The following is a 25631-nucleotide window of genomic DNA, read 5'->3' on the forward strand; positions in this document are numbered from 1 at the left end:
ACGTCAGCACGGGCGTGCGGTCAGCGTGGGATCACGCTGAACAGGAACTTCTTCCGCACCATGTACCAGGCGAGCAGGATCAGCGCCGAGTGGGTCGCGAAGCCGATCCAGGCGTTGCCCCAGTCGACACCGGGGATCGACGCGATCGCCAGCGCGAAGAACACCTGCCAGACGAACACGTAGAGACTCGCCTGCCCGATCGGGATCCACAGCCATCCGATGGCCGCCGCGATCGGCTTCCAGAACACCGTGAGGATCGCGTACGAGACGATGGCGAAGAACGCGATGTCGACCAGTCGGCCCCACTGCAGGTCGACGCGCTGGTACGCGGTGTTGTACAGGTCGTCGTACATCGACGCGGGGAACGGCACGGGCGTGAACCCGAGGTGGTTCGCCGCCCAGACGTAGACCAGGAACCCGGCGTAGCCGCAGATCCCGATCCCGACGAGGACCTTGCCGAGCCGACCGGTCAGCGCGCCGACGATCTGCCGCCGGTAGTAGCCGAGCACCAGCCCGTGGGTGAACACGACCTGCCAGGTGAGCAGCGGGAAGACGGACTCGAACTGCGAGTTCAGCGGCTGGAACCCCGGAACGAGCGCCTGGAAGACGTACAGCGCCCAGCTGACGAGGAGCACCGCCCACCAGAAGCCGCGGCGGATCACCCAGAGCAGCGGCGGGATGAACAGGCTCAGCACCACGAACAGCCCCATGATGTTGAACGGCCACGGGCCCATCTCGAGCAGCAGGAACTGCCGGATCGCGTACCAGGGCGGCGGGTAGGCGAGCAGCTGCATCGCGTTCGGGTAGAGGTCGTAGACGCGCCCCTCCGCACCGACGCCGCCGGTGCCGGTCCCCCGGTCCGTGAACGTCGTGATCGCGTCGGTGTTCAGGAACGGCACGAAGCTCAGCGCGAAGACGACCGCGATCACCACCAGCGTGACGAGGTACTGCTTGCGCGCACGCTTCCACGCGCCGACCGCGGCCACCCACTCGCCGAACTTCTTGATCGCCAGCGGGTACGTCATGCCGAGGACCATGCCGGACAGGAACACGAACATCTCCGCGCCCGTGATCGCTCCGACGGCGTGCAAGGTGATGTACGAGTACGGGCCGCCGATCTCGATGTGCGTGATCACGACCGCCAGGATGATGAACCCGCGGAACAGGTCGAGCCGCAGGTCGCGCCCCGGCCCGCCGTCGTCGGGGTACCGCCAGCTCGGCAGCAGCCTGCCGAACACCCCGCTCAGCAGGAACACGATCGCCAGTCCGACGGCGCACCAGACGATCCACGCCATCTGGTCACCGCCGGTGTCGAGCTGCTGGTTCGTCGCCGCGTTGCCGTCCTGCGGGGTCACCCGTTCGGTGACCGGACCGAACACGAACCGGTCGGTGGCCTGCAGGTCCGTGCGGAACGACCCCGCGATGCCCGGCACGGCCGTGTCGCGCCAGTCGGCCACGCGGTTGCCGGCCTCCGGCTCCCGACGGTTGGTCTCGAGGAAGGTCACACCCCGGATGAGCGGACGGTCCTCGAGCGCCGTGAAGACCTGTCGCCACCACCCCTGCTTGACGTCGAGCTCCGCGGCACCCTTCAGCGAGTGGTCGTAGAGCGCCCCGGTGTCGAGGAGCATCGGGCGGTCGTGCCCGACGGCGAAGCGGTCGTAGAAATCGCCGCGCGACTGGGACTGCTCGTACCCCCAGGTCTCGTCGAACCGCGCCTGGACCTCTCCGGACTCCGGCACGTCGTTCGTGGTGAGCGGGACGTCGCGGCCAGCGGCTTCCGTCGCCTTGCCCTTGCCGAAGTAGTACATGGACAGGCCGACCCAGTCGACCGAAGCGTCGCCAGGCCAGTACGGCTCGTACGGGTCATCGGCGGCGGTGAGCTGTCCGTCGCCGTTCGTGTCGAGCTTCGAGACGTCGGTCGCGGAGAGGTCCTGCAGCCGTCCGGCGGACTCGCCGAACGGGTACCCGGCACCGTACGACGGCGACCACACCATCGCCGCGTCGGAGCTCCCCGCGTGCACCTGGGCCGCCAGCGTGCGGAACGCCGCGACGAACTGCGTCGGCTGCTGCCCCCACCGCACCCACGTCCCGTTCATCTGTGGCGCGAACCGGACCAGCACCTTCGTGTCGTACTGCCGGTGGATCTCCTGCAGCAGCTCGTTGGCGTGCCGGGCGTCTGCCGTGGTGAGCGACCGGAGCGACACGTCCGGTTCGAGGCTCACGACGAGGGTCGCGCCCTGCGTCGCAGCAGCCCGGGTCGAGCGGAGCAGTTCTCGTTCGGCGCTCCGGTCGATCGGGTAGTCGATCTCGACGCCGTAGCTGGAAGGGGTCGCTCCGAGTCGGCCCTCGTACCCGTCCGGTGCGTCGGAGCCCCAGTCGAGGTCTGGTCCGAACCAGGTCTTCCCGGTGGCGGGCTGCGCCGGCGTCGACGCCGCGACGGCCTGTGCCGGCAGTGCTCCGCCGATGAGCAGGCTCGCCGAGGCGACCAGGACGGCGACCGTGCGGACGAGCGCTCCCCTCACCGTGCGCACACCAGGGTCCAGACGTTGTGGCCGTCCTCGTGCCGGTGCTCGAGCCGGTCGAGTGCGGCGATCGCGAGCGCCAGGCCACGCCCGCTCTCGGCGTCGACGTCCGCCATCGTGACGGCGCTGAGGTCGACGTCCGCCGGCCGACCGTTGTCGCGGAGCACCGCCGTCACGGCGTGCTCGGTCGCGTCGAGCTCGACCGAGTACCGCCGTCCGGCCTCCTGGTCGGTGCGGCGGGTGTGCTCGACGATGTTCGCAGCGATCTCCGCCACGGCGGTCTCGAGCGCGAAGCGGAGGCGGACGTCGTCGATGCCGAGGTCGTCCCACCACGCAGCGAAGCGGTCCTGCACGGTGTCGAGCGACTCCACGGTCGCCGGGACGTCGAACGCGGCGGTCACAGCGGGCCCCCCGCGGTGCTCGACTCGTGCTCGGACTGCACCGAGGTCGACGGGCCGCGGTAGAGCACGGCACGGATCACGATGCTGAAGATGCACAGGTCGAACACCACCCACGCGGTGTTCACGAGCGGAGCGATCCCGGAGGCCTGCCCGCTGAGGTAGCGGATGCCGATCAGGATCAGCGCCGCGACGAGCGCGCCCATCGCGAACAGCTGCGGTCGGACCAGGTCCCATCGCGGCTTCTGCTCGGTCTCGTCGCGCACCTTCGGCGTGACCCGGAACCCGAGCGGCTTGCCGCGGAACACGTTCTCGAACGCACTGGTGACGCTCTCGATCCACACCGGGAACAGCGCGAGCGAGTACTGCTGCCCACGCCAGGTCGGTCTGCCTGCGGCCACCACCCAGAAGAGCAGCTGGTTGAGGACCAGGAAGGGGATGAGCCGTGCGAAGAAGTCCACGCTGTAGGCCTGCACGGGCACGACCCCGAACGACAGGCAGAGCACCGGCGCGGCGATGTAGACGATCGCCGCGAACCCCGACAGGTAGCTCCACATCGTGGAGAAGTACATGAGGCGCTGCCCGAACGACAGCCCCTTCTGCACGAGCGGGTTCTCGCGGAAGAACACCTGCATCGTGCCCTGCGCCCACCGGAGTCGCTGCACGAGCATCGTCGGCAGGTCCTCCGGCGCGAGGCCCTTCGCGAGGATCTCGTCGTGGTACGCGGACTTCCAGCCGAGGCCGTGCAGCCGCATCGCGGTCGCCATGTCCTCGGTCACCGAGATCGTCGCCAGCGGCATGATCGCCTGTGCCTCGTCGCCACGGTTGACGTCGACGGCCCGCGCGAGCACCGCGATCGACTCGATGGCGGCGACCGGTGACGCGCCGCGCTGCCCGAGCACGTCGAGCGCCGCGTCGTCGAGCCCGGCGAACGTGCCCGCGTCGGTGGACATCGCCGCGAGTTCCTGCAGGTCGTTCCGCACCGATTCGAGGTCGGCCGCCGCGAACCGGAAGGCGATCGCGTCGATGCCGCGCTGGAACTCGTACGTGACGTCGCCGAGAGGCTCCCCGCGGGTGATCGCGTCGCGGGCCCGGTGCACCACGGCCTCGGCGTCGTCGAGCGCCCCGAGCACGCGGTCGTCGGTCTCGTTCTCCCGCGCACGGGACAGCAGCTTGCGCGAGGTCTTGATCGTGCGCTGCACGGACGCCTCGACCTCGGTGACGTAGCGCGAGATGCCGAGCTGCATCAGCGCCTCACGACGGAGGATCGCGTTCGACCCGCAGAAGAACGCCGCGTTCCAGCCGTCCTTCGACTGCTGGATGGGGCCGTAGAACAGGGGCGCCTGGCTGCCGAGCAGGTCGGCGTCCGGTACGTTCTCGAACCACTGCGGCGTCTGCACGAGCGCCATCTTCGGGTCCTTGAAGTAGCCGAGGGTGCGGTCGAGGATCGCCGGGTCGGGGACCTGGTCGGCGTCGAGGATGAGCAGGAACTCGCCCTGGGTGGCGAGCAGCGCGTTGTTGAGGTTGCCGGCCTTGGCGTGACGAGGACGGTCGATCCAGTCCTGTCCGCGCGTGATCACGCCGATGCCGAGCTCCTCGGCCGCCCGGCGCATCTCGGGACGGTTGCCGTCGTCGAGGATCCACGTGGCGTGCGGGTAGGTGATCGCCTTCGCGGCCGTGGCGGTCCGCACGACGAGCTCGACCGGCTCGTTGTACGTCGTGATGAAGACGTCGACGGTGACGTCGGTGCTCGGTGTCGTCGGCGGTTCGCCACGCTCGCGGAGTCGCCACGCGCCGAACGCGAAGAGCAGCGAGTCGATGACGCTGTAGGTCTCGGCGAGGATCAGCGGCACCGCGATCCACCAGGAGTGCCAGTTCACGGACGCGGCCCAGCGCCACGCCACGTAGTTGATGCCGGCGAGCGACGCGAGGAGCGCGACGGTGCGGACCGTCACGATGCGACGACGAGCGGTCCCCCGCCCGAGTCGACGGCGGTCCTGCCTGCTGACGTCGAGCGAGGTCATCGGTGGGCCCCGACGGGCGTCGTGCTGCGCTGCAACATGCCTCCTGATCACGGCTGCGGGTGGTTGGTCCGGCCGTCGGGTCGGTCTCGGCGTCGGGACCTGTCTACCCCAGGAGCGCCCGGCGTGTCAGCGTGCCGCCCCGATCTGGGGATGATCCGCGCCGTCCACAGCGGGACTGGGAGCTCCTGATGCCACCGCGACGAACCCGATGTCCGCCGCGAGCCGCTCCGCGACGAGGTCGAAGTACGCGGCGTGGTCCGACACCGATCCGACGTAGTGGCCGAACAGCTCGAACGACACCGTGCCGAAGAGCGACGTCCACGCCATCAGCGTCCGCATGACCACTTCGTCGTCGACGTCCTCCACGTACCCGAGCGCCCGGATGTACGCCACCGCATCGGCCACCACCGGTCCCGCCGACGGCCCGGCCGCAGCGGGGCCCGACCTGGCCACCCCGGGTGCCGGCGCGCCTGCCGGAGCCGACCCGGGCCTCCCGGCCGTGGCGTCGAGCGCGATCCGGACCAGCACGAGCGTCGCCCGTGTGGCTGGCTCGATCGTCTCCTGCGGCGCTGCGTACCCGGGGACCGGGCTGCCGTAGAGCAGCGCGAAGTCACCGGGGTGCCCGACCGACCACTCCCGGATCGCGCGGCATGCCGCCATCCACCGGCCGCCGACGTCGGTCCGGTCGTGCGCCGTGTCCGCGCGCTCGACGGCCGCGCCGAGCTCGTTGTAGTCCTGTACGAGCAGCGCGGTGAGCAGGTCGTCGCGACTCGGGAAGTACCGGTAGGTCGCGGACGAGACCATGCCGACGTCGCGCGCCACCGCACGCAGGCTCAGCTGGGCCGGTCCCTCCTCGGTGAGTCGCGCCCGGGCCGCGTCGAGGATGCGCGTCCGGATCGTCTCGCGAGCGAGGTCACGTGCGGTCGGAGCCCGGTCTGCCATGCCCCAACCCTGCCACGGGAGAGCACTGCACACAAGAGAGAGCACTGCTCTTGCTTTTGCCACGGAGCGATGTCATGCTCGGGGGGACGAGAGCACTGCTCTCCCAATCGATCCGAAGGGACACACCATGTCGGAGCTCCACCTGGTCATCGGCGCCGGACCCGTCGGCCGGCACGTCGCGGAACTGCTCGCGGCCCGCGGCGAGCGCGTCACGGTCGCCACCCGCTCGGGTCGGGACACCGGCCTGGAGGCTGTCGGTCACGTCGCCCTGGACGCCTCGGATCCCGAGGCGCTCACCCGGGCCGCCGACGGTGCGGCGGTCCTGTACAACTGCGCGAACCCGGGGAACTACACGCAGTGGGAGGCGAACTGGCCCCCACTCGCGGCCTCGCTGCTGACGGCAGCCGAGCGGACCGGGGCCGTGTACGCGATCACCGGCAACCTCTACCCGTACGGGCCGGTCGACTCCCCGATGCGCGAGGGCATGCCGGATGCCGCCACCGACCACAAGGGCATGCTCCGGGCGCGGATGTGGCACGACGCGCTCGAGCTGCACCGGGCCGGACGGATCCGCACCGTCGAGGTCCGCGGCTCGGACTACGTCGGCCCGGGCATCGGCGAGAACGGGCACGTCACCCGTGTGCTGCCCGCGGCGCTGCAGGGCAGGGCGGTGACGATGATCGGCCGCACCGACCTGCCGCACACCTTCACGGACGTGCTGGACGTCGCCAGGACGATCGTCGCCGCGGCGGCCGACGAGCAGGCGCTCGGCAAGACCTGGCACGTCCCGTCGAACCCGCCGAGGTCGCAGGTCGAGGCGCTGACCGACGTGCTGGCCGCCGCCGGGAAGCCCCCGGTGCGGGTGCGGCGGCTGCCCGCTGGTGCGCTCCGGGCGATCGGGCTCGTGTCGCCGATGATGAAGGAGGTCGCCGAGATGAGCTACCAGTGGACCGCGCCGTACGTCCTCGACGACACGGCGTCCCGCGAGTACTTCGGCATCGAGCCGACGCCGTGGGACGAGGTCTGCCGCCGGACGGCCGGCCTCGCCTGACGCGGGGCGCACTGCCCGCGGGCACTTGGGCCGAACCGCGCGTAGCAGGCGGAATCGCGCGTAGGGGGTCGGAAATCCGGACCTCCTAGGCACGATTCGACCTCCTACGCGCTATTCGGCAGCCGGCCCGGCCCGGCCCGACCGAACCCGGCGGCAGCGTGGCTAGATCACCAGCAAGCGGGAGAACTGCGCGGTGGACAGTTGCTGCGCTGCACCCCCGGCAGCCGGGACCCGCCACAGCCCGGCGGTCGGAGCCTGGTCGACGTCGATGAACACGTCGCCGGCCTCGTCAGCGGCGCCGACGTTCGATCCGCGTGACCCGGCGGTCAGCCCGGACACGGGGACCGACGACGTCGTGCCGTCGAGCGCCCGGACGAGCAGCGACGGGATCGACCGGTCGACGGAGCACTGCCCGGAGTTCTCGGCGGGCGAGGTGCACCACTCCTTCGACTGCAGCAGCCGGAACGACGACGAGTTCGTCGCGCCGTACTCGAACGCCAGCCGGGGCTCGGCCGAGACCCACGTGGTCGCTCCGGCGGGCAGCGCGGCCCAGATGTACGAGCCAGCTCCACCGGGCGAGCTCCAGTCGATGTACAGCCCGCCGTGGGCGTCGGCGAGGAGTGCCCGCACGTAGCCGAACACCCCCGTCGCGCCGGAGCTGATGGTCCTGGTGGTGGTCGTCCCCGCCGGGGTCCTCGTCACGACCGAGGCCGTCGTCGTCGTGCTCGTCCAGGTCGACACGGTGCCGTCCCGTCCGACGGCCCAGAGGGTCGTGGTGCCGGAGTTCGGCACCGGCCCGAAGGACACCCACGGCATCGCCGGCCCACCAGCCCTGGCGAGCTTCACCACCCCGCCGGTGACGCTGTCGACCCAGTACAGGTTGCCTGTGAGGTCCGTCCGGAGATCAGCGGTGAGGTGCAGGCCCGTCGCGATGGTCTGCGCAGCGCCCCCGCCCTCCGGGTACATCACGATGGCGGTCCGGTCGGCCGACGGCACGAACACGTCGCCTTCCGCGTCCGCCGTGTAGCCGGCACCGTTCGGCGCGATGGTGGTCGGTGTGCCGGTGCCCGTCGTCGGGTAGCGGACGACGTTCCCCGCCGCGTCGAGCGCGAACAGCGACTGCCCCACCGGAGCGGGCGCGACCGGCTGGTACCGCACGGTCGCGGCCGGGCCTGGACCCCTGGTGCCGACCGCCCGCACGGTGAAGGAGTACGTCGTCCCGGCCGTCAGGTCGCCGAAGTGGTCGGACCGCGCCGATGCGCGCAGCAGGTCGACCCCGTGCCGCGGCTGGTGCTCGGCCGGACGGACGGTGACCGCCCACCCGAGCACCTTCGCGCCGGACCGTGGCGGACCCCACGTGACGTCGGCGTCGGTCGCCGTACCGGTCACGGACACCGAGGTCGGCGTCCCCGGGGTGCTGGAACGTGGTGCCGCCTGCGCCGGGAGTGCCCCGGCGACGACGAGCACGGCCGCTGCTGCGGCGGTGAACACTGCTCTGTACACGATCGATCCCCTGTCCGCGCGGCTCCCTGCGTCGCGCACGCGGCCAGCGAAGCACCGCGCGGGGCCGTGCGGAACCGCCGCAAGACGTTGTGCGGTGCGATCTGCGGTCTCCCGCAACCACGAGACGGACTGGAGGCACCGCGCGCGTCGTGCGCAGTGCCTCCAGTCCGTCGTCGGTGGGGTCTAGTACCGGGGCTTGCGCGCCGGACGGTCGTCACGATCGCGGCGGTCGTCACGGTCGTCGCGCGGTCCGCGGCGGTACCCGCCACCGCCGCCACGGCGGTCCGGCTTGATCTCGATGAGCCGGCCGCTGATGCGGGTGTCGCTGAGCTTGTCGATCACGTCGCCTGGCATGTCCGTCGGGAGCTCGACGATGGAGAAGTCCGGCTGGATGCGGATCGCACCGAAGTCGTCGCGGCGGAGGCCGCCCTCGTTCGCGAGCGCACCGACGATCTGGCGCGGCTCGACGCGGTGACGACGGCCGACCTCGATGCGGTACGGGGTCATCGGGACCGAGCGACGGCGACGGTCACCGCCGTCCACCTCGCGCTCGCGGCCCTTGCGCTCGTCGCGACGCTGGTCGCGCTCGACCTGGCGGCGGAGGGCGTCCTCGGCCGGGTCGAGCAGCAGCGGGGTGTCCCCCTGCGCGACGACGGCGAGTGCTGCAGCGACGTCCTGCTCCGGCACGTCGTGGTGCTCGACGTAGTGGGCGATGATGTCGCGGAACGCCTCGATGCGGTCGCGGGACTCGAGCGCCGCCGTGATGGCGTCGTCGAAGCGCGTCAGGCGGGTGACGTTGACGTCCTCGATGCTCGGGAGCGTCATCTCGGTCAGCGGCTGGCGCGTGGCCTTCTCGATCGCGGTGAGCAGGCGGCGCTCACGCGGCGTGACGAAGCTGATCGCGGCACCGCTGCGGCCGGCACGACCGGTGCGGCCGATGCGGTGCACGTAGGACTCGGTGTCGACGGGGATGTCGAAGTTCACCACGTGCGTGATGCGGTCGACGTCGAGGCCACGGGCGGCGACGTCGGTCGCGACCAGGATGTCGAGCTTGCCGGACTTCAGCTGGTTCACGGTGCGCTCGCGCTGGGCCTGCGCGACGTCACCGCTGATCGCGGCCGCGGCGTACCCGCGGGCACGGAGCTTCTCGGCGAGGTTCTCGGTCTCGCTCTTCGTGCGGACGAAGATGATGAGGCCCTCGAAGTCCTCGACCTCGAGGATGCGGGTCAGGGCGTCGACCTTCTGCGCGTACGACACGATGAGGTAGCGCTGCGTCGTGTTGGCGGACGTGGTCGTCTTCGCCTTGACGGTGATCTCGGCCGGGTCGTTGAGGTACTGCTTCGAGATGCGACGGATCTGCGCGGGCATGGTCGCCGAGAACAGTGCGACCTGCTTGGTGTCCGGGGTCTCGGCGAGGATCGTCTCGACGTCCTCCGCGAAGCCCATCTTCAGCATCTCGTCGGCCTCGTCGAGCACCAGGTACTTCAGCTCGGACAGGTCGAGCGTGCCCTTGGCGATGTGGTCCATGATGCGCCCGGGCGTGCCGACGACCACGTCGACGCCACGGCGGAGCGCGGACAGCTGGACGCCGTACGCCTGGCCGCCGTAGACGGGGAGGACGTGCACGCCGCGCATGTGCGACGCGTACTGCTCGAACGCCTCGCAGACCTGCAGGGCGAGCTCGCGCGTCGGGGACAGCACGAGTGCCTGCGGCAGCTTCGAGCCGGACTCCATGCGGGACAGGACGGGCAGCGCGAAGGCCGCGGTCTTGCCGGTACCGGTCTGCGCGAGGCCGACGACGTCGCGCCCCTCGAGCAGCGTCGGGATGGTGGCGGCCTGGATCGCGGAGGGGGTCTCGTACCCGATCTCCTTGACGGCCTTGAGGACGTTGTCGCTGAGCCCCAGGTCGGCGAACGTCACCACGGGCCCCTCGTCGGTGGGTTCGGTGGTGCTGGTCGTCTCGGAGCTCATCCTGGTACGGTACCCGGTCCGCGGCTCCGGTATCGACCGGGATGACGGAGTCGAGGCCCGTGGCGGGGTCGCCACGAGCCTCCCGTCCGTCTCCGGTCAGCGCACCGGGCCGTACAGGCTGGTCTCGGCCTGGTCGAGTTCCAGCTCCGCCGTCTGCTGGATGAGGGCCAGCAGATCGGCGTCGAGTCCGGGCGCGAACTCCTCGAGCCGCTCGTCGGCGATGAAGGACGGCACGCCCTTCGGCGCCTGCTCGTCCGCCACCAGGTCGGTGCCGTCGCCGGACGGCGACGCCCCGCGGAAGATCTTCGCCGCCTCCGACGCCCCGTCGAGGTCGAAGCTGTACTGCTTGCTCTGCAGGCCCAGGTCGACGAGTGTCTTGACCTCCGGGAACCGCTCGGCGTTCGTCTTCGGGATCGGCAGCAGGGTGTTCCACGCGACGCCGAGCGACTCGAGCGCCTTCGCGTAGGCGTTCTCGTGGGCCTGGTCGCGGACGATCAGGTACGCGAGCGTGGCCCGGGCCGTCGGGTTGTCCGTCATCTCGTAGATGCGGCACTTCTGCAGGCGCCCCGTCGACTCGAGCATGAGGTTGTAGAGCAGGTCGAGCGGCAGGTTGCCGGAGTTGTAGACGTAGCTGCCGCTCCATGGGTTGCCGGCGGCGTCCACCGGCAGCGCGCCCTGGGCGCCGACGAGGTAGTGGTGGATGTTCCCGGTGTCGAGGGCGATGTTCAGCGGCGTCGCGCCCTTCGCTCCCGGGGTGTCCAGCGGGTCGGTCAGCTTGCCCGAGTAGCCGGGTGCGCCGTCGAGCAGCCGGGAGATCGTCGTCCCGATGAGTTCGACGTGGCTGATCTCCTCGGTCCCGACCCCCTGGATGAGGTCGCGGAACGGCTTCGCGGCCGGGCCGCGGAAGTTCATCGCCTGGAAGAGGTACTGCATCATCGTGCGCATCTCGCCGAACTGGCCGCCGAGGCCCTCCTGCAGTGCGTTCGCGGCGGCGGGGTCCGGGTCTCCGGCGGGGATCTCGTTGATCCAGGTCTGAGCGTGGAAGTACATGGGTCCTCCTTCGTGCACGACGTCGTCGCCGTGCAGCCCTCACGCTCCTCGCCGCGGTGCACGGCGCTGGTCAGGATGAGCCAGCAGGCGCACTCTCGGTCTCGTCGGTCTCGTCGGTCTCGTCGGTCTCGTCGGTCTCGTGCGCGGCTGCGGCGGCCAGGCGGTCGGCGCGTCGGAACTCGCCGTTCCGCGCGAGGGCGGCGGCAGCACCGGCCGCGATCGACATCGGGACGAAGAGGACGTACACCGGCAAGAGCGCGAGCGGGAGCGCGGCGAGGACCCCGGCGAGCGCCGACGTCGCGACGACGTGCAGCGTCCGGGACCGCACCGAGCGCATCGCTCGTCCGAGCAGCATCGTGAGCGGCCACGCGACGACGGCTGCGAGCACGGCGGGCAACGACGACAGCGCGACGACCATGAGCATCCACAGCAGCACGTTGACGATCCCCAGCCACCACGGCTCCGGCTGCATCCCCCACCCCTCGATCGCACCGGGGAGGAACATCGCGAGCACGACGGTGGCGGGGAGGGTCACCCCGAGCAGCCACCCGAGCGCGCGGAGCACGAGCCACCAGCTGTCCGACCACGTGGGCGTCGACGGCCGCGGGCTCATCGCCTCGGTCATGCCGCACGTCCCGCGACGATGCCGACGATCTCGGTCACGGTGGCGCGGAACGGCCGGATCCGGAGCATCGGGAGCGCGAAGCGGAGCACGCGGAGCATGGCGTCCACGAGCCGGTGCGTCCTGCCCTGCGCCGTGGAGGTGTCGTACGTCCAGAACAGCGCGAGGAGGAGGTAGCCCATCCACAGCGCCGAGGGGAGGTCCTCGGCGAGGCGCCCCGGCAGCTGCTGCCTGGCGCCTCCGACGGCCCGCGTGAAGAGGTCGAGGACCAGGTCGCGCGCCTCGGACGACTCCGCCGCCAGCGGGTTGATCGGCGAGTTCGGTGCGACCGCCGCGGCGAGGAACTGCGGCGCGATGGCGTGGTACCCGGCGAGGTTCGTGAGCCCGGTGCGCAGGACGATGCCGACGCGCGCTGTCAGGTCGTCCGTCGTGTCGAGCAGCGGGAGCGCGGCCTCTCGGTGCTCGTGCTGCACGTCCACGTAGAGCTCCTGGACCAGGTGGTCCTTCGTCGGGAAGTGGTAGTAGGCGTTGCCGACCGACAGCCCGGCCTCCTCGGCGATCCCCCGCATCGTCGTCGCGTCGTAGCCCTTCTCGCGCAGCGACCGGATCGCGACCGCGCGGATGGTCGCACGGGTGCGCTCACGCTTGGGGCGCGGCGCGTCATCATTTTCGAACACGTTCAAAAAGTACACCTCGCGCCACGTCCGTGGTAGACGTACAGGGCGACCACCGCCACGACGAAGGAGTCCCGGTGCCGGATCCCCACCTCGACGACGCGACCGCGATGCGGCTCCGGGAGCGCGTGGACGAGGTGGTCCCCGGTTCCTCGGACGCCGGCGTCGACTTCCTCCGATCGCTCCTCCCCGAACGCCCCGAGTGGGCAGCGCGGTTCCGCGACGTCGCGGAGCGCGGGTCGGAGAGCACCGACTGGGACTGGTTCGCCGAGCTCGTCGCGGGCGGGCACTGGGCCGACCCGGCGTCGTGGCCCGCGGTGGACTGGCAGCCGGAGCCCCTCGACGGCTGGCCCGTGCCCGTCCCCGTCCCGACGGACCGGCCGGTGACGGTGCACCCGTCCGAGCTGGCGCCCCGGTACGACGCCGTCGTCATCGGCTCGGGCGCCGGCGGAGGCGTCGCGGCATGCGGCCTGGCGGAGGCCGGTCGGCGCGTCCTCGTGGTCGAGGCGGGCGCGTGGCCGGACACCGCGACGCTCGCCCACGACCACCTGCGGAACCCGCGCTCCGACTGGGGTCTCGCGCCGTTGTCCGGCCCGATCGACCCGCTCGACCTCCGCGTCACGGACGACGGGCGCACCCGCCTGCCGATCCGGCCAGCCGACCCCGGGTGGAACAACAACGCGTCCACCGCCGGCGGCGGCACCCGCGTCTACGGCGCACAGGCCTGGCGGTTCGCGCCGCTCGACTTCCGGATGGCGACGACGTACGGCGTCCCGGACGGCAGCGCCCTGGCAGACTGGCCGATCGGCTACGACGACCTCGAGCCGTTCTACACGCGCGCCGAGTGGGAGCTCGGCGTCAGCGGCGGGCCCGATGACGGCCGCTGGTCCGGCCACCGCTCCCGGCCGCTCCCGATGCCGCCCGTGCCGTCCGGCCCGGCGCGCGAACGACTCGCAGCGGCCGCGACGGACCTCGGTCTGGGGACGGTGCACGTCCCGCTCCTGGTGAACAGCACCCCGTGGCTCGGACGTGGGGCGTGCGCGAACTGCGGGATGTGCGTCGGGTTCGCCTGCCCCGTCGACGCGAAGAACGGCTCGCAGAACACGATGCTGCCACGGGCGTTCGCGACCGGCCGGGCGCAGATCGTCCTCGAGACCCGGGCGGCCCGGCTCCGCACCGACGCGGCGGGACGTGTCGTCGGTGTCACCCTCGTCGGCGAGGTCGACGGTCGGCCCTGGCAGCAGGACGTCGACGCCGCCGAGGTCGTCGTCGCCGCCGGCGCGATCGAATCGGCGCGCCTGCTGCTGAACAGTCGGAGCGACCGGGAGCCGGACGGCATCGGCAACGGCAACGACCTCGTCGGGCGACACCTGCAGGGACACGTGTACGGCGGTGCGACGGGGGTGTTCGACGACGTCGTCGAGGACCTCGTCGGGCCGGGACCCTCGATCGCGACCACCGACCGGCGGCACGGTAACGACGGCATCGTCGGCGGCGGGATGATCGCGAACGAGTTCGTCGCCACCCCGTCGAACACCTACCGGTACCTCGTCGGCGCGGGGCTCCTGCCGCGGACCGGCCGGGCGTCGACGGACGGCATGCGACACCTGGTCCGCCGGACCATGCGGCTGATGGGCCCCATCCAGGAGGTCACGTCAGCCGACTCGCGCGTCCGCGTGGACGACCGGCTCGTCGACCGGCACGGGATCCCGGTCGCCCGGCTGAGTGGTTCCGTGCTCGCCGAGGACCTCCGCGCCCGTGACGCGACGAGCGCGCTGGCCGCGTCGTGGCTCCGCGCGGCGGGGGCGCGGGCGACCGTCGAGGTGGGCGGCACGCCGGTCGGGCCGTCCGGCGGGCAGCACCAGGCCGGCACGCTCCGCATGGGGTCCGACCCGACGAGCTCGGTCGTCGACGAGTTCGGACGCGTGTGGGGACACGACAACCTGCGCGTCGCGGACGGCTCCGTGCACGTGACGAACGGCGGCGTCAACCCGGTGCTCACGATCTTCGCCACCGCCATGCGGACCGTCGCGCACATGACGGGCGGCTGACGGGCCGCATCCCGGCCACGGGGCGGGTCCGCAGCGGCCTGGTCGGCGGCGCCGGCGCCACCGACCGACTTTCGCGCTGAGCGACAGTCTTCGCGCGGTCCGCGCCGTGATCTGTCGCTGAGCGCGAGACTCGGTCTGCGACCTGCCGGGACAGGCAGAACTGGAACGGCGGCCGGCAGCGTCCGCCCGACGGGTATCGTCGGTCGGGTCTCACCGCCGAGTCCCGGAAGGACCCTGCTCCATGACCGTCAGCTCCGTAGTCGACACCGCCGCGCTCGACGACCTGCTGGGTGCCGACCAGGTGCTCCGGGACGACGCCGCGCTCGCGCGCTACAGCCACGACGATGCCGAGTGGGCCGACTTCGTGCCGCCGCTGGCCGTCGTCCTCGCCCGGAGCACCGACGACGTCGTGGCGGCCGTCCGCTGGGCGGCCTCCGCCGGCGTGCGGGTCGTCCCGCGCGGTGCCGGGACCGGGTTGTCCGGTGGGGCGAACGCGGTGGCGAACTGCATCGTCCTGTCGCTCGAGCTGATGGACGCCGTCGTCGAGGTGAACGTCGACGAGCGGTACGCCGTCGTCCAGCCGGGGGTGATCAACGACGCACTCCGTGCCACGGTGGCGACACACGGCCTCTGGTACCCGCCGGACCCCGCCAGCTCCGCGATCTCGACGATCGGTGGCAACGTCGCGACGAACGCGGGCGGCATCTGCTGCGTGAAGTACGGCGTGACGCGGGACTACGTCCTCGGCCTCACCGTCGTGCTCGCCGACGGGTCCGTCGTGGAGCTCGGCCGCAAGACCGCGAAGGGCGTCGCCGGCTACGACCTCGCGGGGCTGGTGGTGGGGTCGGAGGGCACGCTCGGCATCGTCACGTCGGTCACCGTGAAGCTCCTCCCCCTCGCCGGACGCGACGAACGGGCGGTCATCGGGTACTTCCCGTCGCTGACCGCAGCCGGGGACGCCGTCGCCGCGATCTCGCGAGCGGGGATCATCCCCGCGGCGCTCGAGATCGTCGACCGGACGTGCCTGCGCGCCGTGGACGAGTGGATGCAGCTCGGCCTGCCGTCCGACGTCGACACGCTGCTGCTCGCCCGTGTCGACGAACGGGGTGCCGCCGGCGACGAACTCGCGGACCAGGTCGCCGCCGTCTTCGCGGACGCGGGTGGCACCGACGTCGAACGTGCGACCGACCCCGAGGACATCGACCGGCTCTTCCAGGCGCGACGTCTCGCGTACCCGGCACTCGAGCGGCTCGGACCGGTGCTGACCGAGGACATCTGCGTCCCGCGGGGCGCGGTCCCCGAGATGCTCCGTCGGATCCAGGCGACCGCGGCGGCGAACGACGTCACCATCGCGAACATCGCACACGCCGGCGATGGCAACCTGCACCCGCTCATCATCGCTCCCGAGGGCGACGCCGCCGCGAAGGACCGCGCGAAGGCCGCGTTCGACGCGATCGTCGCGGACTGCCTGGCGCTCGGCGGCACCGTCACCGGCGAGCACGGCGTGGGACTCCTGAAGCTCCCCGGACTCCGCGAGGAGCTCGGCGAACGCGTCATCGCGATGCACCGCTCGGTCAAGGACGCCCTCGACCCTGCGGGCACGCTCAACCCCGGGAAGGCGTTCTGATGCCCGAGACGTTCACCACGACCGACGGCGCGACCCTGGCGTACACGGACTCCGGCGCCGGTGCGGACGGCCGGACGGTCGTCCTCGTCGCCGGGTACGCCATGCCCGCGACCGGGTGGGCGTTGCAAGCGGACGCCCTCGTCGCGGCCGGTCACCGGGTGATCGCGTTCGACCGCAGGTCGCACGGTGCCAGCGAGGACACGCTCTGGGGGCAGCGGGTCGCCCGGCACGGTGCCGACCTGCACGAACTCCTCGTCGCACTCGACCTGCACGACGCGGTGCTCGTCGGCCAATCGATGGGCGCGTCGACGATCTGGGCGACGGTCGACCTGTTCGGCACGGACCGGATCGCCGGCGTCCTGACGATCGACCAGACGCCGAAGCTCGTCAACACCGACGACTGGCCGCACGGGTTCTACGGGATGACCCCGGAGAACAGCGGGACCTTCTTCGACGACGGCATCCCGGACACCGGCCGCGGCGCCCGGGTCGACGCGGGCAGGGCCGGCATGATGCGGCTCGTCGAGCGGATCGGCGGGATGCCCGACTTCCGGGTGCCGAACGCGCCCGAGACCACCCGGCTGCTCCGTGACCACGGGCAGCAGGACTGGCGGGACGTGATCGAGCGGCTCGACGTGCCGTTCACGATGGTCGCCGGGCGGGACAGCCAGCTCTGGCCGTGCTCCCACGCCGAGGCAGCCGTCGGGACGAACCCGAACGGCCACGTCGTCGTCATCGAGGACGCCGGCCACGCCACGAACCTCGACCAGCCGGACGCCTTCAACGAGGTGCTGCTCGCGTTCCTGGCGGACGGGCCCACGACCGCGACCGGGAGCGGGACCGGGGCCGGGCCCGCGGCCGGGACCGGGAACACAGCGGACGGCGAGTAGACCGGCCGCATGAGACACCCCGCGCCGATCACCCCGGGTCCCGGCCAGGAGTCCGTCTGGGACTACCCCCGACCACCCCGCGTCGAGCCCACCTCCGACCGGGTCGTCGTCCGACTCGGCGGCGAGGTCATCGCCGACACGACGTCCGCCGTGCGGGTGCTCGAGACGAGCCACCCGCCGGTCTACTACCTGCCCGCGTCGGACTTCGCCCCCGGTGCACTGACCCGGACGACCGGCTCGAGCATGTGCGAGTACAAGGGCCGGGCGGCCTACTTCGACGTACACGGCGGGGACACGACCGTGCCCCGCGCCGGCTGGACCTACCCGACCCCCGAGCCGGGCTTCGGCGAGCTCCTCGACCGCGTCGCGATCTACCCGGCCGAGATGGACTCCTGCGAGGTCGCCGGCGAGCGGGTGCAGGCGCAGGCCGGCGACTTCTACGGCGGCTGGATCACGTCCAGGGTCGTCGGGCCGTTCAAGGGCGAACCGGGCACCCTCGGCTGGTGACACTCGGCGGCCGCACCGTCAGGCGTTCGCGAGCGGGTCGAGCTGGCCCTCGTGCACGTCGTCGGCTGCCGTCGACAGGCTGAGGTCGCGCCACCGCTCGTCCTCGGCGAGCAGCGCTCTGCCGGCCGCGGTCGCGAGGGGCCAGGCGTCCGGCCCGACGAGCAACCGGAGCGGCGGCTCGTCCATCGCTGCCACGCGCAGCACCAGGTCGGCCACCTTCGCCGGGTCGCTCGCGCCGATCAGCCCGGACCCGTGCGCGCGGATGACGGCTCCGACGGTGGGTTCGTACGCCGGTCGCACGGGGTCGACCCGCATCGACGACCCGGCCCAGTCGGTGCGCATGCCACCCGGTTCCAGCACCGTGACGTGGATGCCGAGGGTTGCCACTTCGGCCGCGAGGACCGACGAGAACCCGCCGACCGCCCACTTCGCCGACTGGTAGGCGGCGAGCCCCGGCGTCGCGAGTCGACCGCCGACCGAGGACACCTGGACGACGTGTCCGCTCCCCTGCTCGCGCATCACCGGCAGGGCCGCGCGGGTCACGTTCACCACACCGAACAGGTTCGTCTCGACCTGGGCACGGAAGTCGTCGAGGGCGACGTCCTCGATGCTGCCCATGTTGGCGTACCCGGCGTTGTTCACGACGACGTCGAGTCGCCCGAACCGCTCGGCGGCGACCGCGACGGCACGATCCGCTGCCGCCGGGTCGGTGACGTCCAGTGCGACGGGGACGAGCCGCGGGTCGGCGAGGTCGTCGAGTGCGGCCGCGTCCCGGACGCCAGCCACGACCTGGTGCCCTGCGGCGAGCGCGGCGATGACGACGGCGCGGCCGAGCCCTCGAGATGCTCCCGTGATGAGGAAGACGGACATGATGTTCTCCTGACTAACTGTTTGGTTAGCAATATCGAACACGGTGAGCACCGCGTTGTCAACCACCTGGTTGATACGCTGCGCACATGACACCGCCCATGCCCCGCGACGCCGAGGCGACCCGCTCCCGGCTGCTGCTCGCCGCTCGGGACGAGTTCGCCGCGGTCGGCATCGCCGGCGCCCGCGTCGACCGCATCGCCGCGGTCGCATCGAGCAACAAGGCGCAGATCTACCACTACTTCGGCAGCAAGGAACTGCTGTTCGACGCGGTGTTCGACGACATGGTCGCCGCGACGCTCGACGAGGTGCAGATCGACGCGGACGACCTCCCCGAGTACGCGGGACGGCTGCACGACTCCTACCTCCGACGCCCGTGGGTGCAGCGTCTCGCGACGTGGTACCGGCTCGAGCGGGGCGAGGACAGCGTCATCGAGGCGGTCGCCAGGAGCAACGCCGGGAAGGTCGCGGCGATCGAAGGAGCACAGCGGGACGGCAGGCTCCCGACCCGCTTCACCGCCACGGAGCTGCTCGGCCTCGTGATCCACACCGCCGCGTTCTGGAGCGGCAGCACCCCCGAGTACGGCGCCCTGATGCGGGACGTCGACGTTGAACGGCGCCGCACGGTCGTCGTCGAGGCGGTCGCGGCACTCGTCCGCGACTGACCCTCAGGCGCGGACGAGGTCCCCGAACACGGCGAACGCCCGATCGACGTGCGCCTGCAGGGCCGAGCCGGGCTCGTCACGCCACGCGCCGATCGCGTGCGCCAGGACGCCCCACGTGGTGCGCGCGACGAGCGACGCCTGCTCCGCGGTCGCACCCCGATCGATCAGCTGCCGCGTGATCAGCGCGACGAGGTGCACCTCCTTCGCAGCAGCCCGTTCCTGCAGCGCCGGCGTGACGGCGACGATCGACGCGAGCTGATCGGCAGCGGCCCGGTTCGCCTCGATCGGCGGCACGATGGCGTCCGCCACCCGCCGCATCGCGCCCCAGGCCGGCACGTCGAACGGCACGGCCGCGAGAGCATCGGTCACCCACTCCGCGAGCCGACGCTCGCCGTCGAAGAGCACCTCCCGCTTGTCGGGGAAGTGCCGGAAGTACGTGCGCTCGGTGACCCCGGCCGCAGCGGCGATCTCCGCGGTGGTGACCTCGTCGAACCCGCGCGCGAGGAACAGCCCGAGCGCCGCGGTCTCCAGGCGCTCGCGCGATTCCTTCCCACTCCTCGGCATGCACCCATCGTAGCGCAGGTAGCGACAGTCACTGTCGAAACGTGCTAGCGTCAGTGACTGTCACTACGAAGGAGCACGCCATGAGCGCAGTCCAGTCCCGAGTCCTCCGTTTCCACGAGGTGGGCGAGCCCCTCGACGTCCTCCGGCTCGAGGAGGCCCTCGTCGCCGACCCGGACGCAGGCAGGATCCGCGTCCGCGTCGTGGCGAGCGGCCTCAACCCCGCCGACTGGGAGCTCTGCCGCGGCTTCATGCCCGGCACCCTCCCCCGCGGCATCGGCTGCGACGTCGCCGGGACGGTCGATGCGGTCGGTCCGGGCGTCACCGACGTCCGGATCGGCGACCTGGTCTTCGGGACGTCGGACTTCGCGTCGCAGCCGAGCGCCGGGGCCGCCGACGTCGCGATCATGGACCGGTGGTTCGCAGTCCCAGCCGGGCTCGACGCCGTGCAGGCCGCCACGCTGCCGATGGTGCTGCAGACCGCGACCTGGACGCTCGACCTGCTGGACGTGCAGCCGGGCGAGACACTGCTCGTCCACGGCGCCGGCGGCATGGTCGGGTACGCCGCGGTGCAGGTCGCGCGCCGGCGGGGCGCGCGGGTGATCGCCACGGCCGGTCCGACCTTCGCCGCCGACCTCGAGTCCTTCGGCGCATCGGTGACCCCGTACGGCGACGGCATGGTCGAGCGGGTCAGGACGATCGCCGCCGGACCCGTCCACCACGTGTTCGACGCGTCCCGCCCGAACGCGGGAGCGATCGCAGCACTCGTGGAGATCGCGGGCGCCCCCGAGCGCGTCGTCACCATCAGCAACCACGACGAGGCCCGAGCGCAGGGTGCCCGCGTGAACGTCGACGAGCTGATTGCCGCCGGGGTCCTGCCGTCGTCGGACTTCCTCGCCGAAGAGGCCGCCCGCACCGCATCCGGTGCGTTCCGGCTGCCGGTCGCGGCGACCTTCCCGCTCGAGGACTGGCGCGACGCCGCCGAGCGCAGCCTGTCCGGCACCCCGCACGGCAAGGTCGTGCTGCTGCCGTGAGCGCGCTGGACGCTCAGCCGATCCGCTCGTACCGCACGATCTCCGGCCGGAGCTTCAGCACGCGGATGAACGAGCGCAGCTGGTACGACCCGCCACCCACCGTGACCCGGTAGCGGTCCCCCCGCTCGACCTCGGCCGCGATGTCGTCCTGGTTCTCCCGTGTGACCCCGCGGAACAGGGTGAGCTCACCGCAGTCCGGCGAGGAGAACCGCACGAACGGCGAGTGCGAGTACCGGCCGGTCGTGATGCCGACGGCCACCCCGTCGACCGCGCAGTCGAGCGTGACCGGGTGGGTGCGGTCGTAGACCGGCAGACCGAAGACGAAGACCGGCACGGACAGCAGCGGCACGAAGACCAGCAGGAGCGTGAGCCACCACCGCACCCACGCACGACGCGGGTGCTGACGCGCCCACTCCCGTCGGCGGTTCTCCAGGCCCGTCTTCGAGTACCCGTGTCGTCCGGCCACCGTCCCCCCTCGTGGTCACCGATATCCTCGCAGAGTGGGGGAACACCGATGACGCATGTGGGGCCGCGCGCCAAGCGACGCCCCTTCGACCGCACCCGCCACGCCTGGACGTGGCTCAGGACGATGCCTCGGGACGACCGCAGGGGCCTCGCGCTCGTCGCCTGGTTCCTGCTGGCCGGGCTGCTCATCATGGGGAGCGGACTGATGGTCCTCTGCGGACTGTTCGCGACCCCCGGGAAGTACGTCGCGCTGCACCACGACACGCAGCTGCGCAACGAGGGCCGCACCGTCTCCGGTCTGGTCACCGACATCCGCGAGACGCGGCACGTCGGCGACCCGGACTGGACCGAGTACACGCCGACCGTCCGCACCCGCATCGGCGGCGCGACCATGTCGACGCGGCTGGACGACGACTCCGCGGACCAGGCCGGCGTCTACCGGGTCGGGCAGCGCGTCCAGTTGATGATCGACCCGGCGCACCCCGACGAGCCCCGCGTCCGCAGCGACCGGATCCGCGACGCGCTCGTCGACGACGCGCGGACGTGGACGATCGTCCTCGTCGTCGGGGCGGCCGTGTTCGTCCCGCTCCTGACGGCGGCGATCCGCTGGGTCCGTCGCGAGGACCGCCGGACCGAGGCCCGTCGCCTCGAGCGCGCGGCCGAACGCATCGCGGAGCGCGAGCAGGAACGCGACCAGCAGCGGGGAACGTGAGCACGCTCCGGACGGGGGGCACGGTGCCGGCCCGCACCGAACCTCCCGTCCGCGACGTGGCTGGCTATGCTCGCGACGTGACGGATGCGCGGACCACCAAGCGGGCGGCCATCCTGGCCGCGGCCTCGACGCTGTTCGTCGACCGGGGCTACGCGGGGACATCGCTCCGCGACATCGGCCGCGCGGCCGACGCGGACGCGGCACTCGTGATCCACCACTTCGGCTCGAAGGACGGCTTGTTCCTGGCCGTCCTGGAGTCCGTCGGGCCGCAACACCCGATCTCGGAGGGTCCACTCGACTCGCTCGGCGAACGCTTCATCCGGTTCGTGCTCGACGCTGAGCCGCAAGTGCGCTCGACCTTCCTCGCGATGTTGCGCGCGGCGGACTCGGACAGCATCAACGAGGAACTCCGACGACAGCACGAGCTCGCCTTCGTCCACCCGCTCCGTGCGCGGCTGACCGGCGCCGACGCCGACCTGCGCGCGTCGCTCGCCGCCGGTCTGGTCGGCGGGCTGCTCTACGCGCTCTGGGTGGTCGGCGACGAGACGCTGCTCGCCGCCGACCACGACCAGGTCGTCGCCAAGTACGGCCGGCTCCTGCAGGAACTGATCGACCCCAGCTGATCGACCACAGCTGATCGACCCCGCGTGCCTTCCGACGGGGCTACTGCACGGACCAGCCGCCATCGGAGGCCAGGACCGCGCCGTTGATGTTCACGGCGTCGTCGCTGAGCAGGAACGTGATCGACGCGGCCAGCTGCTCCGCGGTGGCGAGGGACGGGATCGCCGCCTGGAACGGGCCGAGGCGGGCTGCGCCGACCTCGGAGACGTGCGCGGGCATCGGGATGCCGGTGGCGACACCACCGGGGGCGACCGCGTTCACCCGGACGCCCTGCTGCGCGTACATGAACGCGGCACTCCTGGTCAGCCCGATCACGCCGTGCTTCGACACCGTGTAGGCGTTGCCGGACGCGTTCCCGCGGAGGCCGGCCTCGGAGGCGACGTTCACGATCGCACCCTTGCCGGCGTCGAGCATCACGGGCAGGACCGCCCGCGAGAGCTTGAACCCGCCGGTGAGGTTGATGCCGATGACCCGGTCCCACGTGGCGTCGGAGGTCTCGTGGAGCGGGGAGAAGTCGTCGTTGATGCCGGCGACGTTGGCGAGGGCGTCGATGCGGTCACCGGCGGCGGCGACGATCGCATCGATGTCCTCCTGCTTCGTGATGTCCCCGGTGACGGTGACGACCTCGCCGCCGGCGGCCGACGCACCGCCGCCGAAGCCGGCTGCGAAGTCGGCGAGCCGGTCGGCGGAGACGTCGACGGCGACGACCCGGCCCCCTTCGCGGACGATCCGCGACGCGGTCGCCCGCCCGATCCCGGACGCGGCGCCGGTGACGACGACGGTCTTGCCCGCGAACCGGCCTGCCGTGACCTGCTCGGTCCAGCCCGTGTCCTCGGTGGATTCGGGGATCTCGCCGCCGTTGGCAGCCCGGACGAGGTCATCGACGGCCGACTGGGGCAGCTGCCCGCCGGACATCACGACGAGCTGGTGCAACGCCATGCCACGGGCGGGCGCAAGGACCTCCGGGTCGAGGCCCGCCGGCGCGAGCAGGTCGCGGAGCAGGGCTCCCCCGGTGGGGTCGTCGAGCCACGTGCCGACGGTGGAGGAGCCGGTGAGCGGTGCGGACATGTGCGTTTCCCTTCGTCACCACCGCGGGTCCGGCCGTGCCGGTCGACGAGCGTCGTTGCTGGGTGGCACTCGCGTTCAACACTGTTGAACCGGGACTCCGACAGTGCTGATCCCGTGCGGTCGCTGGGAGTACACGAACGCCAGTAGTCTGAGCGTCCCGACAGCCACGATCCCCAGGAGGACCACACATGTCAGTCGGCCTGCTCGCCGTCGTCGACGACATCCTGTCGGCCGCCCTCAAGGCCAGCGCGAAGACCGCAGGCGTCGTGATCGACGACGCCGCGGTGACCCCGCAGTACGTGCAGGGCCTCGAACCAGCGCGCGAACTGCCGGTCGTCGGGCGCATCGCCCTCGGCAGCCTCTTCAACAAGTTCGTCATCATCATCCCCCTGGCACTCCTGCTCACGGCGTTCGCCCCGTGGGTGCTGCCGTGGCTGCTCGTCCTCGGCGGCACGTACCTGTGCTTCGAGGGCGCCGAGAAGGTCATGGAGTGGTTCGGCTTCCACCACGAGAGCGGTGCCGCGGAGACGACGACCGAACCGAAGCTGGTGTTCGGCGCGATCCGGACCGACCTCATCCTGAGCACCGAGATCATGCTCATCGCGCTGGCGAGCCTCGACACCGGCCTCGGGTTCTGGGCGACGCTCGGCGCACTCGCGGTGATCGCCCTCGCGATGACGGGGGTCGTCTACGGTGCCGTCGCACTGCTCGTGAAGGTCGACGACGTCGGCCTCCAGATGATGAAGAACCCCGTCCGCCGCACCCGGCGACTCGGCGCCAGGATCGTCGCCGCGATGCCGGCCGTCTTCCGCGTGATCAGCATCGTCGGCACCGTCGCGATGCTGTGGGTGGGCGGTCACCTGGTGATCGCGAACCTCGCCGAGACGTTCTGGCACGGCCCACTGGACCTGCTGCACGTCGTCGAGCACGCGATCGAGACCGCCGGCCCCGTCGTCACCTGGATCGTCGACACCGCGCTGTCGGCCGTGGCCGGCCTGGCGCTCGGTCTGGTCGTGGTCGCGGTCGTGACCGGCATCGGCCGGCTGCGCGGTCCGCGGCACCAGACCGCGCACTGACGGACGGGAGGCTCGTGGCGGGCTGGTCACGAGCCTCCCGTCCGTCAGCTGGTCACCGCGCGACGCGCTGCCAGCCGGCCCGCGCGGTCGTCCGTCCGCCGGTCCGCGCGGAGGCCGTCGACGGCGATGACCGCGAAGCGCCGCGCGGCCGCGAGCCGCTGCGCGGCGGGCGCGCGGGAGACGCCCCGTCCGGCGAGCAGCACCAGCACGAGATCGTCGAGGACGAAGTCCGCGCGGAGTGCACCAGCTGCCTGTGCCCGTCGCGCGAGGCCGGCGAGGATCCGCAGCAGCTCGGCGCGGTGGCGCGCGAAGTCGACGGCATCGGGGAAGTCGTTCGTGAAGGCCTCGACGAGCGCGTGGTTCCTGGCGTTCAGCTCGCTCGAGTCGATGACCACCCTCCGGAGCCCACGCCACGGATCCGGATCGACCGCCCCGCGTTCGACGATCGCACGGCACTCCCGGAGCTCCTCCGCGAACGCCGCGCCGACCAGGTCCTGCTTCGTCGGGAACCGCCGGTAGAGCGTCGCCGGTCCCACACCGGCGCGCCGTGCGACCTCGCGCATCGTCACCCCGAGGCCGACCTCGTCGAACAGCGTCCTAGCCGCGTCGAGCAGGCGGTCACGGTTGTCGAGCGCGTCGGAGCGCAAGTGAGGCATCGGGGCAGGCACGTCTCTCACTCTACGGAAGTGGACGCCCGCGTCCACTACCGTCGATCGCGCCGGCCGATCGG

24 protein-coding genes are annotated in these 25631 nt (G+C 71.7%); 10 read left to right on the top strand and 14 right to left on the bottom strand.

Annotated features, from left to right (window positions below; translation table 11 throughout):
* Positions 1 to 20: 20 nt before the first annotated feature.
* The 4 genes from opgC to ACEN9V_RS06930 all read right to left on the bottom strand — a co-directional run bounded on the left by opgC (position 21) and on the right by ACEN9V_RS06930 (position 5886).
* Positions 21 to 2522: an OpgC domain-containing protein gene (gene opgC / locus ACEN9V_RS06915; RefSeq protein ID WP_413602673.1), complete on the bottom strand. Its 2502-nt coding sequence runs from the start codon at positions 2520 to 2522 to the stop codon at positions 21 to 23.
* Positions 2519 to 2923, bottom strand: a complete 405-nt coding sequence (locus ACEN9V_RS06920) for an ATP-binding protein (protein ID WP_402728254.1) — start codon at positions 2921 to 2923, stop codon at positions 2519 to 2521. Before ACEN9V_RS06920 ends, opgC begins: the two co-directional genes overlap by 4 nt.
* Positions 2920 to 4944, bottom strand: a complete 2025-nt coding sequence (locus ACEN9V_RS06925; RefSeq protein WP_413602674.1) for a glycosyltransferase — start codon at positions 4942 to 4944, stop codon at positions 2920 to 2922. Before ACEN9V_RS06925 ends, ACEN9V_RS06920 begins: the two co-directional genes overlap by 4 nt.
* Before the next feature lie 126 nt (positions 4945 to 5070).
* Positions 5071 to 5886: a TetR/AcrR family transcriptional regulator gene (locus tag ACEN9V_RS06930; protein WP_413602675.1), complete on the bottom strand. Its 816-nt coding sequence runs from the start codon at positions 5884 to 5886 to the stop codon at positions 5071 to 5073.
* Positions 5887 to 6013: 127 nt separating this feature from the next.
* Between ACEN9V_RS06930 and ACEN9V_RS06935 the strand changes: the two genes are divergently transcribed.
* A complete protein-coding gene (locus tag ACEN9V_RS06935; protein ID WP_413602676.1) occupies positions 6014 to 6937 on the top strand; it encodes an NAD-dependent epimerase/dehydratase family protein in 924 nt (307 codons plus the stop codon).
* A 162-nt stretch (positions 6938 to 7099) separates the two neighbouring features.
* On the opposite strand, the gene ACEN9V_RS06940 is transcribed toward ACEN9V_RS06935, so the two are convergent.
* The 5 genes from ACEN9V_RS06940 to ACEN9V_RS06960 form a co-directional block, all read right to left on the bottom strand.
* A complete protein-coding gene (locus tag ACEN9V_RS06940; RefSeq protein WP_413602677.1) occupies positions 7100 to 8440 on the bottom strand; it encodes a fibronectin type III domain-containing protein in 1341 nt (446 codons plus the stop codon).
* 183 nt (positions 8441 to 8623) lie between these two features.
* Entirely contained in the window at positions 8624 to 10411 is a 1788-nt protein-coding gene (locus tag ACEN9V_RS06945) for a DEAD/DEAH box helicase (protein ID WP_281267044.1), read from the bottom strand.
* A gap of 96 nt (positions 10412 to 10507) precedes the next feature.
* Positions 10508 to 11461: a manganese catalase family protein gene (locus tag ACEN9V_RS06950; RefSeq protein ID WP_413602678.1), complete on the bottom strand. Its 954-nt coding sequence runs from the start codon at positions 11459 to 11461 to the stop codon at positions 10508 to 10510.
* Between the two features lie 70 nt (positions 11462 to 11531).
* Positions 11532 to 12086: a hypothetical protein gene (locus ACEN9V_RS06955; protein WP_413602679.1), complete on the bottom strand. Its 555-nt coding sequence runs from the start codon at positions 12084 to 12086 to the stop codon at positions 11532 to 11534.
* Positions 12083 to 12760, bottom strand: coding sequence for a TetR/AcrR family transcriptional regulator (locus ACEN9V_RS06960; protein ID WP_413602680.1), 678 nt, complete (start codon positions 12758 to 12760; stop codon positions 12083 to 12085). Before ACEN9V_RS06960 ends, ACEN9V_RS06955 begins: the two co-directional genes overlap by 4 nt.
* 74 nt (positions 12761 to 12834) lie before the next feature.
* On the opposite strand from ACEN9V_RS06960, the gene ACEN9V_RS06965 reads away from it, so the two are divergent.
* The 4 genes from ACEN9V_RS06965 to ACEN9V_RS06980 all read left to right on the top strand — a co-directional run bounded on the left by ACEN9V_RS06965 (position 12835) and on the right by ACEN9V_RS06980 (position 17832).
* Positions 12835 to 14808 carry a GMC oxidoreductase gene (locus tag ACEN9V_RS06965; RefSeq protein WP_413602681.1) on the top strand — a complete coding sequence of 658 codons (1974 nt, stop codon included), beginning with the start codon at positions 12835 to 12837 and terminating at the stop codon, positions 14806 to 14808.
* Between the two features lie 241 nt (positions 14809 to 15049).
* Positions 15050 to 16435 (top strand): FAD-binding oxidoreductase, encoded by a 1386-nt coding sequence (locus ACEN9V_RS06970; protein WP_413602682.1) that lies wholly within the window; start codon positions 15050 to 15052, stop codon positions 16433 to 16435.
* Positions 16435 to 17325 carry an alpha/beta fold hydrolase gene (locus ACEN9V_RS06975; protein WP_413602683.1) on the top strand — a complete coding sequence of 297 codons (891 nt, stop codon included), beginning with the start codon at positions 16435 to 16437 and terminating at the stop codon, positions 17323 to 17325. Before ACEN9V_RS06970 ends, ACEN9V_RS06975 begins: the two co-directional genes overlap by 1 nt.
* Positions 17326 to 17334: 9 nt before the next feature.
* Positions 17335 to 17832, top strand: a complete 498-nt coding sequence (locus ACEN9V_RS06980; RefSeq protein ID WP_413602684.1) for a DUF427 domain-containing protein — start codon at positions 17335 to 17337, stop codon at positions 17830 to 17832.
* An 18-nt stretch (positions 17833 to 17850) separates the two neighbouring features.
* On the opposite strand, the gene ACEN9V_RS06985 is transcribed toward ACEN9V_RS06980, so the two are convergent.
* On the bottom strand, positions 17851 to 18702 hold the full coding sequence (locus tag ACEN9V_RS06985; RefSeq protein ID WP_413602685.1) for an SDR family NAD(P)-dependent oxidoreductase: 852 nt from the start codon (positions 18700 to 18702) through the stop codon (positions 17851 to 17853).
* Positions 18703 to 18788: 86 nt separating this feature from the next.
* Here ACEN9V_RS06985 and ACEN9V_RS06990 point away from each other — a divergent pair, with 86 nt between their 5' ends.
* Positions 18789 to 19364 carry a TetR family transcriptional regulator gene (locus ACEN9V_RS06990; protein WP_413602686.1) on the top strand — a complete coding sequence of 192 codons (576 nt, stop codon included), beginning with the start codon at positions 18789 to 18791 and terminating at the stop codon, positions 19362 to 19364.
* A 3-nt stretch (positions 19365 to 19367) separates the two neighbouring features.
* On the opposite strand, the gene ACEN9V_RS06995 is transcribed toward ACEN9V_RS06990, so the two are convergent.
* Entirely contained in the window at positions 19368 to 19928 is a 561-nt protein-coding gene (locus ACEN9V_RS06995) for a TetR/AcrR family transcriptional regulator (RefSeq protein WP_413602687.1), read from the bottom strand.
* Positions 19929 to 20008: 80 nt separating this feature from the next.
* Here ACEN9V_RS06995 and ACEN9V_RS07000 point away from each other — a divergent pair, with 80 nt between their 5' ends.
* Positions 20009 to 20959, top strand: a complete 951-nt coding sequence (locus tag ACEN9V_RS07000; RefSeq protein ID WP_413602688.1) for an NADP-dependent oxidoreductase — start codon at positions 20009 to 20011, stop codon at positions 20957 to 20959.
* 13 nt (positions 20960 to 20972) lie between these two features.
* Here ACEN9V_RS07000 and ACEN9V_RS07005 read toward each other — a convergent pair whose 3' ends face one another.
* On the bottom strand, positions 20973 to 21425 hold the full coding sequence (locus ACEN9V_RS07005) for a hypothetical protein (protein WP_413602689.1): 453 nt from the start codon (positions 21423 to 21425) through the stop codon (positions 20973 to 20975).
* Positions 21426 to 21548: 123 nt separating this feature from the next.
* On the opposite strand from ACEN9V_RS07005, the gene ACEN9V_RS07010 reads away from it, so the two are divergent.
* Entirely contained in the window at positions 21549 to 22136 is a 588-nt protein-coding gene (locus tag ACEN9V_RS07010; RefSeq protein WP_413602690.1) for a DUF3592 domain-containing protein, read from the top strand.
* 77 nt (positions 22137 to 22213) lie between these two features.
* Complete coding sequence (locus ACEN9V_RS07015; RefSeq protein WP_413602691.1) at positions 22214 to 22759, top strand: TetR family transcriptional regulator; 546 nt, start codon at positions 22214 to 22216, stop codon at positions 22757 to 22759.
* A gap of 40 nt (positions 22760 to 22799) precedes the next feature.
* Here ACEN9V_RS07015 and ACEN9V_RS07020 read toward each other — a convergent pair whose 3' ends face one another.
* Positions 22800 to 23825, bottom strand: a complete 1026-nt coding sequence (locus ACEN9V_RS07020) for an SDR family NAD(P)-dependent oxidoreductase (RefSeq protein ID WP_413602692.1) — start codon at positions 23823 to 23825, stop codon at positions 22800 to 22802.
* A gap of 188 nt (positions 23826 to 24013) precedes the next feature.
* On the opposite strand from ACEN9V_RS07020, the gene ACEN9V_RS07025 reads away from it, so the two are divergent.
* Positions 24014 to 24901, top strand: a complete 888-nt coding sequence (locus ACEN9V_RS07025) for a DUF808 domain-containing protein (RefSeq protein ID WP_413602693.1) — start codon at positions 24014 to 24016, stop codon at positions 24899 to 24901.
* 44 nt (positions 24902 to 24945) lie between these two features.
* Here ACEN9V_RS07025 and ACEN9V_RS07030 read toward each other — a convergent pair whose 3' ends face one another.
* The gene (locus ACEN9V_RS07030; RefSeq protein ID WP_413602694.1) at positions 24946 to 25557 is read right to left on the bottom strand and encodes a TetR/AcrR family transcriptional regulator; all 612 of its coding nucleotides are present in this window, start codon (positions 25555 to 25557) and stop codon (positions 24946 to 24948) included.
* Positions 25558 to 25631: the final 74 nt, after the last annotated feature.

The sequence above is a fragment of the Curtobacterium sp. Curtsp57 genome, from assembly GCF_047324335.1.
Classification (GTDB): Bacteria; Actinomycetota; Actinomycetes; order Actinomycetales; family Microbacteriaceae; genus Curtobacterium.

Bases quoted from the DNA above. Each gene is read 5' to 3' on its own strand.
- ACEN9V_RS06990 (WP_413602686.1), top strand. From the start codon at position 18,789: ATGACACCGCCCATGCCCCGCGACGCCGAGGCGACCCGCTCCCGGCTG.
- ACEN9V_RS06925 (WP_413602674.1), bottom strand. From the start codon at position 4,944: ATGACCTCGCTCGACGTCAGCAGGCAGGACCGCCGTCGACTCGGGCGG.
- ACEN9V_RS06950 (WP_413602678.1), bottom strand. From the start codon at position 11,461: ATGTACTTCCACGCTCAGACCTGGATCAACGAGATCCCCGCCGGAGAC.
- ACEN9V_RS06970 (WP_413602682.1), top strand. From the start codon at position 15,050: ATGACCGTCAGCTCCGTAGTCGACACCGCCGCGCTCGACGACCTGCTG.
- ACEN9V_RS07025 (WP_413602693.1), top strand. From the start codon at position 24,014: ATGTCAGTCGGCCTGCTCGCCGTCGTCGACGACATCCTGTCGGCCGCC.
- ACEN9V_RS06980 (WP_413602684.1), top strand. From the start codon at position 17,335: ATGAGACACCCCGCGCCGATCACCCCGGGTCCCGGCCAGGAGTCCGTC.
- ACEN9V_RS07030 (WP_413602694.1), bottom strand. From the start codon at position 25,557: ATGCCTCACTTGCGCTCCGACGCGCTCGACAACCGTGACCGCCTGCTC.
- ACEN9V_RS06935 (WP_413602676.1), top strand. From the start codon at position 6,014: ATGTCGGAGCTCCACCTGGTCATCGGCGCCGGACCCGTCGGCCGGCAC.
- ACEN9V_RS06995 (WP_413602687.1), bottom strand. From the start codon at position 19,928: ATGCCGAGGAGTGGGAAGGAATCGCGCGAGCGCCTGGAGACCGCGGCG.
- ACEN9V_RS06955 (WP_413602679.1), bottom strand. From the start codon at position 12,086: ATGACCGAGGCGATGAGCCCGCGGCCGTCGACGCCCACGTGGTCGGAC.
- ACEN9V_RS07000 (WP_413602688.1), top strand. From the start codon at position 20,009: ATGAGCGCAGTCCAGTCCCGAGTCCTCCGTTTCCACGAGGTGGGCGAG.
- ACEN9V_RS06975 (WP_413602683.1), top strand. From the start codon at position 16,435: ATGCCCGAGACGTTCACCACGACCGACGGCGCGACCCTGGCGTACACG.
- ACEN9V_RS07010 (WP_413602690.1), top strand. From the start codon at position 21,549: ATGCCTCGGGACGACCGCAGGGGCCTCGCGCTCGTCGCCTGGTTCCTG.
- ACEN9V_RS06945 (WP_281267044.1), bottom strand. From the start codon at position 10,411: ATGAGCTCCGAGACGACCAGCACCACCGAACCCACCGACGAGGGGCCC.
- ACEN9V_RS06985 (WP_413602685.1), bottom strand. From the start codon at position 18,702: ATGTCCGTCTTCCTCATCACGGGAGCATCTCGAGGGCTCGGCCGCGCC.
- ACEN9V_RS07020 (WP_413602692.1), bottom strand. From the start codon at position 23,825: ATGTCCGCACCGCTCACCGGCTCCTCCACCGTCGGCACGTGGCTCGAC.
- ACEN9V_RS06930 (WP_413602675.1), bottom strand. From the start codon at position 5,886: ATGGCAGACCGGGCTCCGACCGCACGTGACCTCGCTCGCGAGACGATC.